This is a genomic window from Enterobacter sp. ZOR0014 (assembly GCF_000798855.1).
In the GTDB taxonomy this organism is placed as follows: domain Bacteria; phylum Pseudomonadota; class Gammaproteobacteria; order Enterobacterales; family Enterobacteriaceae; genus Enterobacter; species Enterobacter kobei.
Genome location: NZ_JTLF01000175.1, coordinates 14,811 through 29,136, shown reverse-complemented (window position 1 = coordinate 29,136; position 14,326 = coordinate 14,811). Strand labels below are relative to the sequence as shown.

Genomic DNA, 14,326 nt, shown 5'->3' with positions numbered 1-14,326 from the left:
TTGTAACTCACAACCACTATACCTGCCACAATACATAAGAAAATCAGCGTTGATTTCAGATGGATTCTTCTGAAGTGGTAGAGTGTAAGGACAATCGCCAGGAGCAAATATAATCCCATTGCGGCGCGCGTAGCCGTCAAAAGTATGACGAAATAAGATATCAAGATGGTGAGCCCTGCGGCCACATACAGCTTTCTGTTTTTCTGAAGATAAAGGCTGTATACAAACGCCAGTGACAGTACGGAGTAAACATAGGCCGACACGGTTGGACGATTGATGGCCATCTCAACACGTTCCATACCCTGTGACGCTTGCCATAAGCCATAACCAGTAGCAAGGACAAATCCTGCACCAGAGGCATACAAGAAATATTTCAGGAAGGCTGTTTTATCAATATAAGATTTGAACCGGTCAAGATAGAAAACGAGAATACTCGCCAAAATCAATTTCTTGCTGGCGCCAAGGTAATCGCTATAAGCGTTCAAGCCTTCGTTATGATATTCATAGGCCATATACCAGACAAGATTGAGCAACCCAATCAGCAAAATGGGTAGCGCAATCGAAAAGGGACGAAGGGTGATTTTTTTATATTCGCACGCCAGGCCGATAATGCTGGCATAAACCGCAATATAGAAGAATTCACGCTGTTTCCCTGAGCTCAGTAACGCCAGCGCAAGCGAAATGAGGCTCAAAATAAGCGTCAGTTGATAGAGCCGCAGTTTTACTTTTTCCATAATGCCTCAATAACCCTTTTTTTGTAGCTGAAACGAACATCGCTGGAGAAGAAAAAAGAGAACGAATAAAGTGCTTTTACTCGTTGCATAACCAGTTTGAGTTGCGCGTCGGTCAGATATTGTCGATGGTTACTGTAAATATCAAACCAGTGGCAATTAATGAGATGCCTGAATGATTGCGGGAATATCTTTTCCATCTGTAATGTGCATTCAACAAGCGTAGCGATTTTACTGGCGTCAAGACGGCTCGATAAACTATCGTTACGTTTGATGTAATAATAGTGCCCCTTCCGCTGGAAGACTATTTTACTCGATTGCATCAGCATGCCGGGAAACACGGCGAAATCTTCATAACAGACCATTGAAGGGATCGGGTTGCTTTCGTACAGCTTCCGATGAACGAATTGCCCGATGAGGTGCGCCTGAAAGTCTTTATGCTGCAGGAAACGCGTTATTGCCTCGTGTTGTGATAAAGCAACGGGAGAGAACCCATGCCAGTCAGCGGTGATTTTTTGCGTATCGCGTATTTCCAGCAGGCGCGTCAGGAGCATATCAGGCCGCTGTGCTTGCAGAAATGCCACGGCGTCCCGGATGCTGCCCGGTTTCAATCGGTCATCGCTATCCAGCATGGTAATGTACTCACCTGACGCCAGAGAGAGTGCGCTGTTTCGAACATGACCGACGTTACGGTACTCAACGTATCGGGATTGCGCATTCGGAAGCTTTGGCAACCACGTCTCAATAATATCCTGTGTGGAATCATTGGAACTGTCATTAAAGATAATGATTTCTACATCATCGCCCGCATTATCAATCGCGTTTTGCAGGCTTTGTAGCGTTGCGTCAAGCGTGTCCTGGGCGTTATGTGCGGCAATAATGATGCTTAGAAAAGCCATAACAATTAGTTTCCCTGGGCATCAACGGTATATGCGGCCGCGTTAGCCGTTGGTAACGCGCAAATGAAATGTCTAATGTTGTCCAGCGATTCATCTGTTACAGAGAAGAGTTCTTCCCGGCTTTGTGAGAAGTAATAGCGAGTCTCAAAAACATACGAGCAAATATTGTCATCATTCCCAACCAGCAGTACGTTGCCAAGCGGACGCTGTTCATAGTGGCAACAAGGTCCAAACAGTAAGATTACCGGCACGTCCACCGCATCGGCAACGTAGACATTTCCTGAGTCGGACGCGATATAACAATCCATTTTAGAAATGGCCCACGGGAGTTCTTCAAGCGAGATTTTGCCAATCAGATTAATGAAGTTGGGCAATTCGCCATACGCGCGGATGATATCATCCATCCACGATTGTTCGTTCGGGGCGCCAAACACATAAAACTCGCAGGGCAGGTCGGCGAGATGATCGGCAATCCGCTTCCAGATGCCCGGCGGGACGGTTTTCGCTTTATTTCCTGCGGCAATACTGATGCCAATGCGGATCACGCCGGGTTTATCAAGGATTGCCGGATATGTCGCGGGTTTAAAAAGTGGTCTGGTGGCGTGCTTTGGTGAGTCTTTCCAGGTCAGCGTGCGGTCGGCAAGCTTGAGATAGTTCGTCACCGACAATGTCTTTTTGCCGTGTTCAACGGTACCGTCTGCCGTTGCATAGAAAATTCCGTGATACCACCTGCGTGTGTATGTGCTTAAGAACTGTTTGTTTTTGGCGTTACAAACGGAGGCAAAAAAAAGATTTACGCTGTTAGGCTGCAGAAGATACACATTGTCATAGCGGTTCATGATCCGGCAGGCAAAGCAGAGCTTTCGCCACAGGTTACGCTTATGCTGTTCGATGAAAAAAATCTCGTCGATCGTCTCATCATGCTTCGCCAGTGCACCTACGCTGCGACTAATAAGTACGTCGCTTTTTTGCAGGTATGCCAGAAGGGGCGTTGCATTAACAAAATCGCCGATTTTTGCTGTTTGAATAACCAGGTTTTTACCTGTGTCTTTGCGAAACAGCTTTCGGATGAGTTTCACCGGAAAGAGTAAAATCAGCAGAAATACATAACTCATGGGTTAAATATCCCTGTCAGAAAGCCGATGGCTGCCCTGTAAAAATGAAAAAATAGCATCTGCGCTAATATCCTTCGTGTGTTGCGTTGGGCTGACCATCTGGTGCTGGTTTTTACCGTAGCCCCCAATCAGACCCGGATCGGTCGGGCCGAATATCGTAATATTCGGGCGATCCAGCGCTGCGGTTAAATGGCTTAATCCTGTATCCACGGAAACGACGGCATTCGCCCCCGCCAGTTCTGCGGCCACCTGCGCCAGCGTGAGTCTGGGCAATACCTCAACGTGCGAAAAACCGGAGGCCAGACGTTCTGCACGCTGTCGCTCATGTTCAGCGCCCCAGGGCAGTTTAATATGGATCCCGGTAGGTTGCATTAGTTCAATCAGTCTTCGCCAGTGCGTTTCCGGCCAGTGTTTATCGTCGCGCGTTGTGGCATGGAGGAAGACAAGATAAGGCTGAGTACAGGGGTCTGTATTGCGCAAAAAGTGCTGCGCAATGGCGTAGTCGCCCCGGGATTCCGGTTTTACATAGCCAAGACTCTTTGCAAACAGTTCACGGGTACGCTCTACCGCGTGCTGTTGTTTTGCAATACGGTGGCGACGGTTATAGAACAGGCTCGCTAGCGGCTCGCGGGCGGAGTGCCAGTCCATGCCGTGCTTTACGCCGTGTGCCAGACGCGTCACCAGCGCGGCGCTTTTCACCAGCCCCTGCGCGTCGATGATCGCGTCGTAACGCTGCGCCTGAACCGCTTCGCGGAAGGCGGTGCGCTCGGCTTTAATCGGTGTGGAGAACCATGCTTTGCGCCAGCGGCGAATGGCCACCGGGATCACGCGGTCTACTGCTTCATGCCAGGTAGGGATCTGCGCGAAGCCTTCTTCCACCACCCAGTCAAAACGGATGCCCGGAATGGCCTGCATCGCGTCCGTCAGCGCAGGCAGCGTATGCAGAACATCACCCATAGAGGAGGTTTTAACGATCAATACCCGCATCCGTTACCCTTCTTCGCTCAACAGCAGTTCGTTGAGTTCTTCGAGAACACGCTGCGGCGTGATGTCGATCAGGCTCTGGTGATAGCCTTCTGCGGCATCGCCTTTGCGCACCTTGTGGTAGCCGGTAATCAGGCGAATGACGCGCGCTTTGTGCGACAGTGGCGGCGTGAAGTCCGGGCTGCTTGGACCATACAGCGCGACCAGCGGGCGGTCCAGCGCGGCAGCGACGTGCATCAGGCCGGAATCATTGGTCACCACGGCTTTACAGGCGGCGATCAGAATAACAGCTTGTTCGAGCTGCGTTTCCCCGGCCAAGTTTCGGCACCAGGCCTGCTGCTCTGTGCTGAGCGTGGCGAGAATTTCATTGCCTGCTTCGTGGTCTTTTGCCGAGCCAAACAGCACAATCTGATAGCCTTCGTCGATCAGCTGTTTTGCCAGCTCCGCATAGTGGTAGTGCGGCCAGCGTTTTGCCGGACCGAACTCCGCACCAGGGCAGAAGCCAATCATCGGGCGTTCAGACGAAAGACCAAACGCGTTGCAGGTCTGGGATTTCTCGCCGTCATTAACCTGAAGCTGCGGCCAGAGCAGCGGCTGCGGCAGATCTTTCGCACTGCGCATCACGCCTTTGTCGTAGGCCAGCGCCACGTAGCGCTCCACCATTAGCGGCCAGGCCTCTTTGTCCAGCACCCGCGCGTCGTTCAGCAGGCCGTAGCGCATTTCACCGCGCCAGCCGGTACGGTGCGGAATACCCGCAAAGAAGGGCACTAAGGCAGATTTGAAAGAGTTCGGCAGGACATACGCGCGATCGTAGCGCTTCTCGCGCAGGCTATGGCCGAGCTTGCGGCGTTCGCCGATTTCCAGCGCACCGTGGCCGAGCGGCATCGGGATCGCCTCGTTCACTTCCGGCATACGCGATAACAGCGGACGGCACCACGCGGGTGCCATCACGTCGATTATCGCCTGGGGATAGCGCGCCTTGAGCGTGCGATAGAGACTTTGCGACATCATCATGTCGCCCACCCATGACGGGCCGATCACCAGAATTCTCATACTTACGCGTCGCGGTTCAGCCAGGCCATATATTCCGTTACGCCTTCGGCAACGGTCTTGAACGGCTTGTCGTAGCCAGCTTTACGCAGGTTAGTCAGGTCTGCCTGGGTGAACGCCTGGTAGCGGCCTTTCAGCTTATCCGGGAACGGAATGTACTCAATACTGCCCTTTTTGTGGTACGCCAGCGTCGCGTCTGCCACTGCCTGGAAGGATTCCGCGCGGCCAGTCCCCAGGTTGAAGATGCCGGACACACCGTTTTCCCAGAACCACAGGTTGACTGCAGCCACATCGCCCACGTAGACGAAGTCGCGCTTAAAGCCGTCGCTGCCTTCGAACAGTTTCGGGCTTTCGCCATTATTCAGCTGGGTATTCAGGTGGAATGCCACGCTCGCCATGCTGCCTTTGTGCCCTTCGCGCGGCCCGTAGACGTTGAAGTAACGGAAGCCGACAATCTGGGAGTTCGCTTCTGGCAGAATCTGACGCACGTATTCGTCGAACAGGAATTTGGAGTAGCCGTAGACGTTCAGCGGTTGCTCGTATTCGCGGGATTCGATGAAGTCTGAGGTACGCCCGCCGTAGGTGGCAGCAGAAGAGGCGTACAGGAACGGAATTTCACGCTCCAGGCAGTAGTGGAGGATCTCTTTGGAGTACTGATAGTTGTTGTCCATCATGTACTTGCCGTCCCACTCGGTGGTGGATGAGCACGCACCTTCGTGGAAAATGGCTTCAATCTCGCCAAACTCTTCACCTGCCATAATCTGGATAAGGAAGTCTTCTTTATCCATGTAGTCAGCGATGTTCAGATCCACCAGGTTAACGAACTTGGTGCCATCTTTCAGGTTGTCCACCACCAGGATGTCGGTGATGCCTTTGTCATTGAGAGCCTTAACAATATTGCTGCCGATAAAGCCTGCGCCGCCGGTAACGATGATCATAACGGTAACCTTTGAAGTGTGGAGTCCGGGGACAATCCCGAACGCTAATGTTTCTATCATATCATCACAATGCCCTGTCTTCAGCCATTCACCGATATGCGGTAGGGGTACACGTGATTTATGCTGCAAAAACGACAAGAGATACTGCGTCATCTCGTCATGAACTATAGGTTTGGGTAATATGTCCCGAAATTTGCCGAGTCTGGAGAATTGCAATGCGTGGTGATTTTTACAAACAGTTAAACAGCGACCTCGACACCGCACGTGCGGAAGGGTTGTTCAAGGAAGAGCGTATTATCACGTCTGCTCAGCAGGCGGACATCACCGTTGCCGACGGCAGCCACGTGATCAACTTTTGTGCGAACAACTACTTAGGTCTTGCGAATCACCCTGAGCTGATTGCCGCAGCGAAAAACGGCATGGATACTCACGGTTTCGGTATGGCCTCCGTACGCTTTATTTGCGGTACCCAGGACAGCCACAAGCAGCTTGAGCAAAAGCTGGCGAGCTTCCTTGGAATGGAAGACGCGATTCTCTACTCCTCCTGCTTCGACGCCAACGGCGGTCTGTTTGAGACCCTGCTTGGCGCAGAAGATGCGATTATCTCCGACGCCCTGAACCACGCCTCCATCATCGACGGCGTACGCCTGTGTAAAGCGAAGCGTTTCCGCTACGCTAGCAACGACATGGTTGAACTGGAAGCGCGCCTGAAAGAGGCCCGTGAAGCGGGTGCTCGCCACGTGCTGATCGCCACCGACGGCGTGTTCTCCATGGACGGTGTGATCGCTAACCTGAAAGGTGTCTGTGACCTGGCGGATAAATACGACGCGCTGGTCATGGTCGATGACTCTCACGCGGTCGGTTTTGTGGGCGAAAATGGCCGCGGTTCCCACGAATATTGTGACGTGATGGGCCGCGTGGATATCATCACCGGTACGTTGGGCAAAGCGCTCGGCGGCGCGTCCGGTGGTTATACCGCCGCGCGTAAAGAGGTGGTTGAATGGCTGCGTCAGCGCTCCCGCCCGTATCTGTTCTCCAACTCCCTGGCGCCGGCCATTGTTGCCGCCTCCATCAAGGTACTGGAGATGGTGGAGTCCGGCGCTGAGCTGCGCGATCGCCTGTGGTCGAACGCCCGTCTGTTCCGTGAAAAAATGAGCGCCGCAGGTTTCACCCTGGCCGGTGCCGACCACGCGATTATCCCGGTGATGCTGGGTGATGCGGTCGTGGCGCAGCAATTTGCTCGTGAACTGCAGAAAGAAGGGATTTACGTCACCGGGTTCTTCTTCCCGGTGGTACCAAAAGGCCAGGCGCGTATCCGCACCCAGATGTCTGCGGCGCATTCGCCTGAACAAATTGAACGTGCGGTGGAAGCCTTTACCCGCATCGGCAAACAGCTGGGCGTAATTGCCTGAGGACGTGTGATGAAAGCGTTATCCAAACTGAAAGCGGAAGAAGGGATTTGGATGACCGACGTGCCGGAGCCGGAAGTCGGTCATAACGATCTGCTGATCAAAATTCGTAAAACCGCCATCTGCGGTACTGACGTTCACATCTACAACTGGGATCAGTGGTCACAGAAAACCATTCCGGTCCCGATGGTTGTCGGTCACGAATATGTGGGTGAAGTGGTTGGCGTTGGTCAGGAAGTCAAAGGCTTCCAGATTGGCGACCGCGTCTCCGGTGAAGGCCATATCACCTGCGGCCACTGCCGCAACTGCCGCGGCGGGCGTACGCACCTGTGCCGTAATACCATTGGCGTGGGCGTAAACCGCCCGGGCTGCTTCGCGGAATACCTGGTGATCCCGGCGTTTAACGCGTTCAAAATCCCGGACAATATCTCTGACGATCTGGCCTCCATCTTTGACCCGTTCGGTAACGCGGTACACACGGCACTCTCCTTCGACCTGGTGGGTGAGGACGTGCTGGTGTCTGGCGCGGGCCCCATTGGCATTATGGCGGCAGCCGTGGCGAAGCATGTGGGCGCGCGTAACGTGGTGATCACCGACGTGAACGAATACCGTCTGTCGCTGGCGCGTAAAATGGGCGTCACCCGCGCGGTGGATGTTTCCAAAGAGAGTCTGACCGACGTGATGGAAGAGCTGGGCATGACCGAAGGCTTTGACGTAGGTCTGGAGATGTCCGGTGCGCCACCGGCGTTCCGCACCATGCTCGACACCATGAATCACGGTGGCCGTATCGCGATGTTGGGTATTCCGCCGTCAGATATGTCTATCGACTGGAACAAGGTCATCTTCAAGGGGCTGTTCATCAAAGGCATTTATGGCCGTGAAATGTTCGAAACCTGGTACAAGATGGCGGCATTAATTCAGTCAGGTCTGGATCTGTCCCCGATTATTACTCACCGCTTCTCAGTTGATGAGTTCCAGAAAGGCTTTGACGCGATGCGTTCAGGCCAGTCTGGGAAAGTGATCCTGAGCTGGGATAAGTAATCAAAAAGGGGCCAGCGGCCCCTTTTTTTACTGATTTTTTTTCTCTTCGTCCGTCAGGTAACGCACCTTGCGGGTATAGTCCTGACCTTTGAACAACAGTTTGTTTTCAGGTGATTCAAGATACTTTTGCCATTCTGAGAGCGGAAAACCACCGTGCGCACCAATCACCTCTTTCGGCACAACGGCTTCCTGTCCGCCAATCTTCTTGGACACCGGCCAGTTCATCCAGTCGCCCAGGTTAACCGTTTTTAAATCCAGCATGTCCAGTAGCGCGGCGAGCGGCAGCTGATCCGTCGGCGGTTGCGTGTCTTCCATCAGTTCCCAGGTATCCTGGAACAGCGTGAGCCACAGCGGGCAGATACGGCGCCAGGTCTTTTTAGTGGCCGCAAGAAACGCACCGTTAACATGATCAACCAGATACGGGCGCACCGTCTCTTTGTAATACGCCGGGACTTTCTCCGCTGGCGCGCCGTCCAGCTTGGCAATCATTTTGCCCTGGCGGAAGCTGGAGTAGATGTGCATCTCGGCCATGTTGATTTCTGGCATCTTCAGCAGGTTGAGATCGGAATCGATCATCAATACGCCTTCACCTCGCGCCTGCAGCGGGGCGTTAAGCTTCACCAGGCGGCTAAGGTAGATCTGCTTGTAGCGATAACCTTCTTCACGTTTTGGCAGGTCGAGGGTCACTATGCGGGTTTTCGGCGGCAGATTGCCAAACGCGGATTCTGGTTGATCGCTGACAATCACAATCTCGCTGACGTCGGTGGCATATCGCTCTGCAAAGGTCGCGGACAATAACGCCTCTTCGACGAAATCCGCACCGGTGCAAGGGATCACGATAGAGTCAACCGCCACGAGATCGCGCGTGACCGGAAGGGAAGCGTAGGGAATGTTATGTCGCCCGGTGATGTGGCGGTAGCGAGCATTCAGGAATTTAAACATGTTCTTCTCGTTTGGTTATTGCGCGCCAAGAACGGCCTCGACACCGTTAACATAGCTTTCAATGGCATACACGTTGCAGACATTCTGATGCGCAGCGGCGGCGAGCCGGGTGCGCAGATCGGGATCCTGCCAGATATTATCCAGGTGTTGAGCAAGTTGCGACACATCGCTCCACGGGAAAAGCAGCCCGGTCGATGCATGATCGATCAATTCTGCCGTGCCGGTCACCTTTGAGCCAATGACGGGGATATTCAGCAGCATCGCTTCCAGCACGACGCGGGGCAAGCCTTCGCTCTGCGAGGCCAGAATAAACGCGTCAAAGGTCGCGAGGTAGTCAAAAGGCGTGTTCTGGAAACCGGTGAAAATCACATGCTCAGCAATACCCAGCGCATCAGCTTGTGCCGCCAACGCACCGCGTTCAGCCCCCTCACCGACCAGCACCATCTTCCACCTCGCCTCGGGATGTTTCTGGTTGAACTGTGCCAGCGCTTCCAGCGTGTGGTGGTTGGCTTTGCGAGGGATTAATGAGCCAATGCTGCCGAACACGAACGTGTCGTCATCAATGTTCAGGCGATTACGCATCGCGCGTCGGTCGGGTAAAGGCTGATGGATGTCGATGGCATTGTTGACCGTCGTACACAGCTCGGGTCGGACCCCATGCTGAACTAACACGCGTTCTACGCCATGTGAGACGGCGATGATTTTTGTGGCATGGGTATTCACCAGCTTCACCAGCGGCGGGGTCAAAACAGGTTCAATTCGACAGTGCTGGATTATCCGCGCATGCACGTTTGCACCTGCCAGATAACCCTCTTCGTTAGAGCCCGGCTGGTTGTTCATATAAAGCGTATCGAAACCGCCATCCCTGAAAATCGTCTCGATTTTGCTAACGTTGGGTCGAATACGCCAGAGCGTATCAACATGACGTGTAAATGCCTTCCGGGCGCTGCGGGAGAAAAACAGCAGGCTACGTCCCAATTCTTTGGCAATCTTCGCCCATGCGGGCTGCTTATGTTGAGGGATGACAATTAAGGGAATGCCAATACTGTTCAGCACCTGGCCGATGGTTTGCCCTTCGGCCCGGCTGTAGTCACTGTAAAAACAACAGGTAATATCGAACTTTTCGCGGTTAATGCGCTTCAGAAGTTCGAGCATACTGTTGGTGCCTCCTCCCCATTCTTTACCGGTATCGAGGAGCAGAATTTTGTGTCGCTGCGGCATTTTTCTACCTTAATCGCCTGTCACTGAGAATGGCTCACTGATACTTTCTTACCCCATCCCTGCCACTGGTGCTGGAAGTATTGCACCAGCGTACTCTGGCTCACGCTTTCGCTGATGACCGCGAAGAAGCGGGTTGCATGCACCGGTTCAGGCGGTTGTTTCAGCTTGCAATTCTTCACGCCACGGAACGGGTTACGCGGCTGCGTTGCGGGTGGTTGTGCGCTACCCGGGCGAGACGTATCGACCTGCGGCTCATTGAGCAGATCGCTCGGACGTACCAGTGTGATATCTGGTGGCAAGGTCGGCAACATCTGCTGCAGAACGCGCACCGTAGAAGGATGCGGGTGGCCGATGGCAATGGCTGAACCATTGCGTCGGGCGAGCTGCACGGCGCGATTGAACTGCGCGCGAATGTCGGCCTCGTTCTGAGTATCATCCAGGAACACCTTGCGCTTGATCACCTTCACTCCCGTTCCCTGAGCGGCACGCATCGCCTGGCTGTTGCCGATGGTCATGCTGTCGAGGAAGTAGAGGTTGTAGCGTTCCAGCGCCTGCATCACTTTTAGCATGCCGTACAGGCTGGAGGTCATCGCGCTACCCATATGGTTGTTCAGGCCAACGGCATACGGCACGTTGTTGTAAGCGTCACGGATGATGCGCTCGATCTCATCGCTGCTCATATCCGGACGAAGCGTATCTTTTTCCAGCGGCTGTTTACTGAGCGGTGCCATCGGCAGATGGATGAGGACCTGATGTCCGCTGTTGTGGGCTTTGGTCGCCATCTCACGGGCGTGAGGCGCATTCGGAAGGACGGCGACAGAGATGGCTGGCGGCATCGCCAGCACCTGATTTTCATAGTGCGGACGATAACCGAAGTCATCAATCACAATCGCGAGTTTACCTGCGTATACCGGTGCAGCCAGCGCCAGCGCGCTGACGACGGAGAGAACCATTCGACGAAATTGAAGCAAAACTTATCTTCCCAACCACGGCTGTGGATTGACCGCCTGACCCTGACGACGAATTTCGAAATAGAGTGACGGGCGGCCCTGACCGCCACTGCTGCCCACAAGGGCGATGGGTTGGCCTGCGCGCACCTGTGTGCCAACGCTGACCAGTGCGCTCTGATTGTAGCCGTAAAGACTCATGTCGCCTTTACCGTGCTCAACCACTACCACAAGACCGTAACCCTGCAGCCAGTCGGCCAGAATCACTCGTCCATCGGCAATGGCTTTCACTTCACTACCTTCAGACGCACCGATAACGATCCCTTTCCAACGTAGCTCACCCTGCAGCTGTTCGCCATAACGATGCAGAAGCGTACCGCGAACGGGCCAGTAGGCCTGACCGCGTGGGGAACCCAGACCGCCGGTACGCGACATCAGGGAACGTTCGCTTTCGCTTGGCTTGTAGGTGGTACCTTTGCGGGAGGCTTCCTGCTGCTTGTCGCGGACAGCCTGTGCCTCGCGGGCCTCTTTTTCGGCACGCGCTTTCGCCGCGGCTTCGGCACGGGCGATACTGTTACGCAGTTTTGATTCGTTGGCACGCATTTCACTCAGCTGGCTCTGACCTTGCTGAATGGAGGACTCAAGACCGGAAAGGGTTTTCTTGCGCTCGTTACGGGCCTGCTCAAGTTTCGCCTGCTGCGCTTTTTGTTCGTAGAGCAACGTCTGCTGCTGACTCTGCTTCTCTTCCAGCTCAGCTTTTTGGGTGGAGACCTCTTCACGCGTCTGTTTCAACTGCGCAATGGTCTCCTGACGCGCCTGGTTCAGATAACCAAAGTAGGCCTGCAGACGCTGACCGCGCTGGCTCTCTTCTCCGCTGAGGATTAACTGAAGGCCGGTGTGTTCACCCTGTCGGAAAGCGGCATCAAGCTGTGCGGCAAGATTGCGCTCCTGTGCATCACGCTGGCGCTCCAGTTTGGCAATCGACGCGTTCATCTCGTCGATCTGTTTATTCAACTGAGCGAGGGTATCTTGCGTTTCACGGAGCTTACGGGCTGCGGCCGAAATAGCTTCTTCCTGCTGCTTAAGCTGGGCGAGCAGGGCGGAGCGTTGCTGTTGTTGCTGGCGTACCGCACGCTCTTTAGCGGCGATATCCGCCTGAATGGATTTCAACTGGTCGCGATCGTCCGCGTGGGCGGATGCGGCGCACAGCAATACGCCAGCGCTGAGTGCGCTGGCGCAAAGCAGGGGTCTGACTGATAACCTAAGCGGCTTCACGACCCATGTGATTGAAAAAATCGCCTTTCCCCTCATGGGGAGGGATTATTCCACGATGAACAGCGGCTTACCAGTCATCTCTTCAGGGATCGGCATACCCATCAGCGACAACATGGTTGGCGCGATGTCAGAAAGCTTGCCGCCTTCCACTGCTTTCAGTGATTTATCACCGACATAAATCAGCGGAACAGGCAGGTTGGTGTGAGCGGTATGCGCCTGGCCCGTTGCCGGGTCGCGCATCTGTTCCGCGTTACCGTGGTCAGCGGTGATCAGCAACTGACCGCCTACGGACTCAACCGCTTTTGCAACCTGCTCAACGCAGTGATCCAGTGCTTCAACCGCTTTCACGGCGGCTTCCATCACGCCGGTATGACCGACCATGTCGCCATTCGGGTAGTTACAGATGATGGTGTCGTACTTGCCGCTCTTGATGGCCGCGACCAGTTTTTCAGTCAGCTCAGCAGAGCTCATCTCTGGCTGCAGATCGTAAGTCGCGACTTTCGGTGAGTTGATCAGAATGCGCTCTTCACCTTTGAACGGCTCTTCCACGCCGCCGTTAAAGAAGAAGGTCACGTGCGCATATTTTTCGGTTTCGGAAATACGCAGCTGCGTTTTGTCATTCTTCGCCATCCACTCGCCGAAGGTATTAGCCAGCGAGGCTGGTGGATACGCGCATGGGGCTTTGATGTCTGCCGCGTATTCGGTCAGCTGGATGAAGTCGAGGTTTACCACTTTCTTACGGGCAAAACCGTCGAAGTCGCTGTTGACGAAAGCACGGGTGATTTCACGCGCGCGGTCAGCGCGGAAGTTCATGAAGATCAGCGCATCGCCATCTTCCATGGCGGCATCGGGCTGGCCTTCAGCACGAATCACGGTCGCTTTCACGAATTCATCGTTTTCATCACGTGCGTATGCGGCTTCCAGGGCTTCAACGGCAGTCGGGAACTGGAACTCACCTTTTGCCAGGGTCATCAGGTCATAGGCCTGTTCAACGCGATCCCAGCGGTTGTCGCGGTCCATGGCGTAGTAACGACCAATGATGGAGGCGACGCGGCCTTTGCCCAGTGCGGCAAATTTCTCTTCGAAGGCTTGCAGAGAGCCTTTTGCGCTGCGTGGTGGCGTATCGCGACCATCCAGGAAGGCGTGCAGATAGATTTTTTCTGCACCGCGCTCGGCGGCCAGTTCAACCATCGCCATGATGTGATCTTCGTGGCTGTGAACACCGCCCGCGGAGAGCAAGCCCATGATGTGAACGGCTTTACCTGCCGCAACGGCTTTATCTACCGCGCCGCAAAGAACCGGGTTCGCGAAGAAGGTGCGTTCTTTGATTTCGACATCCAGACGGGTCAGGTCCTGATAGACGATACGGCCCGCGCCCAGGTTAACGTGACCGACTTCGGAGTTGCCCATCTGGCGGTCAGGCAGACCGACTTCCAGACCGGATGCGTCGATCAGGGTATGGGGACGTTTCGCCCACAGCGCATCCATCACCGGGGTTTTTGCGCTGAAAATAGCGTTATCCTGGCTGTCTTCACGGTAGCCATAGCCATCCAGAATCACCAGTACCATAGGTTTTTTAGAAACCGACATTGCAACAACCTCATGCTCAAGAGTCAAAATTTGCGTAATTTTACTACAGCTGAATCGATCAAATAGCCGCAGAAGATCAAAGAAAGCGCAGGGGCAAGGCGCTGACCGGACCATTTTGAGGCATTTTTTTAGGTGGCATGCCGCAGAAAATGGATTAGGTTAGGGTCGCTGGCTGTATTTGCCA

12 protein-coding genes and 1 pseudogene are annotated in these 14,326 nt (G+C 54.2%); 2 read left to right on the top strand and 11 right to left on the bottom strand.

What is annotated here, in order from left to right:
* From L977_RS09445 to rfaD, 6 genes and pseudogenes are all read right to left on the bottom strand, one after another.
* Positions 1–734: pseudogene (locus L977_RS09445) on the bottom strand (O-antigen ligase family protein); the annotation flags it as partial.
* Positions 722–1,630, bottom strand: coding sequence for a glycosyltransferase family 2 protein (locus L977_RS09440; RefSeq protein ID WP_032635320.1), 909 nt, complete (start codon positions 1,628–1,630; stop codon positions 722–724). The gene L977_RS09440 and the pseudogene L977_RS09445, both read right to left, overlap by 13 nt.
* Positions 1,631–1,635: 5 nt before the next feature.
* Positions 1,636–2,745 (bottom strand): glycosyltransferase family 9 protein, encoded by a 1,110-nt coding sequence (locus L977_RS09435; RefSeq protein WP_032635321.1) that lies wholly within the window; start codon positions 2,743–2,745, stop codon positions 1,636–1,638.
* A gap of 3 nt (positions 2,746–2,748) precedes the next feature.
* Positions 2,749–3,732, bottom strand: a complete 984-nt coding sequence (gene rfaC / locus L977_RS09430) for a lipopolysaccharide heptosyltransferase RfaC (RefSeq protein WP_047625637.1) — start codon at positions 3,730–3,732, stop codon at positions 2,749–2,751.
* 3 nt (positions 3,733–3,735) lie between these two features.
* On the bottom strand, positions 3,736–4,782 hold the full coding sequence (rfaF, locus tag L977_RS09425; RefSeq protein WP_014881998.1) for an ADP-heptose--LPS heptosyltransferase RfaF: 1,047 nt from the start codon (positions 4,780–4,782) through the stop codon (positions 3,736–3,738).
* Positions 4,783–4,784: 2 nt separating this feature from the next.
* Positions 4,785–5,717 carry an ADP-glyceromanno-heptose 6-epimerase gene (gene rfaD / locus L977_RS09420; RefSeq protein WP_014881999.1) on the bottom strand — a complete coding sequence of 311 codons (933 nt, stop codon included), beginning with the start codon at positions 5,715–5,717 and terminating at the stop codon, positions 4,785–4,787.
* Positions 5,718–5,932: 215 nt separating this feature from the next.
* Here rfaD and kbl point away from each other — a divergent pair, with 215 nt between their 5' ends.
* Both kbl and tdh read left to right on the top strand, forming a co-directional pair.
* A complete protein-coding gene (gene kbl, locus L977_RS09415; RefSeq protein ID WP_047625636.1) occupies positions 5,933–7,129 on the top strand; it encodes a glycine C-acetyltransferase in 1,197 nt (398 codons plus the stop codon).
* A gap of 9 nt (positions 7,130–7,138) precedes the next feature.
* Positions 7,139–8,167: an L-threonine 3-dehydrogenase gene (tdh, locus tag L977_RS09410; RefSeq protein ID WP_047625635.1), complete on the top strand. Its 1,029-nt coding sequence runs from the start codon at positions 7,139–7,141 to the stop codon at positions 8,165–8,167.
* A gap of 27 nt (positions 8,168–8,194) precedes the next feature.
* On the opposite strand, the gene L977_RS09405 is transcribed toward tdh, so the two are convergent.
* Genes L977_RS09405 through gpmM form a run of 5 tightly spaced genes read right to left on the bottom strand, consistent with a single transcriptional unit; the run spans position 8,195 to position 14,142 of the window.
* Positions 8,195–9,109 (bottom strand): hypothetical protein, encoded by a 915-nt coding sequence (locus L977_RS09405; protein WP_014882002.1) that lies wholly within the window; start codon positions 9,107–9,109, stop codon positions 8,195–8,197.
* A gap of 15 nt (positions 9,110–9,124) precedes the next feature.
* Positions 9,125–10,330, bottom strand: a complete 1,206-nt coding sequence (locus tag L977_RS09400) for a glycosyltransferase (RefSeq protein ID WP_023331731.1) — start codon at positions 10,328–10,330, stop codon at positions 9,125–9,127.
* A 20-nt stretch (positions 10,331–10,350) separates the two neighbouring features.
* Positions 10,351–11,301, bottom strand: a complete 951-nt coding sequence (locus L977_RS09395) for a divergent polysaccharide deacetylase family protein (RefSeq protein WP_032645126.1) — start codon at positions 11,299–11,301, stop codon at positions 10,351–10,353.
* 3 nt (positions 11,302–11,304) lie between these two features.
* On the bottom strand, positions 11,305–12,564 hold the full coding sequence (gene envC / locus L977_RS09390) for a murein hydrolase activator EnvC (RefSeq protein WP_230278613.1): 1,260 nt from the start codon (positions 12,562–12,564) through the stop codon (positions 11,305–11,307).
* 33 nt (positions 12,565–12,597) lie between these two features.
* Positions 12,598–14,142: a 2,3-bisphosphoglycerate-independent phosphoglycerate mutase gene (gene gpmM / locus L977_RS09385; RefSeq protein ID WP_032635332.1), complete on the bottom strand. Its 1,545-nt coding sequence runs from the start codon at positions 14,140–14,142 to the stop codon at positions 12,598–12,600.
* Positions 14,143–14,326 lie beyond the last annotated feature (184 nt).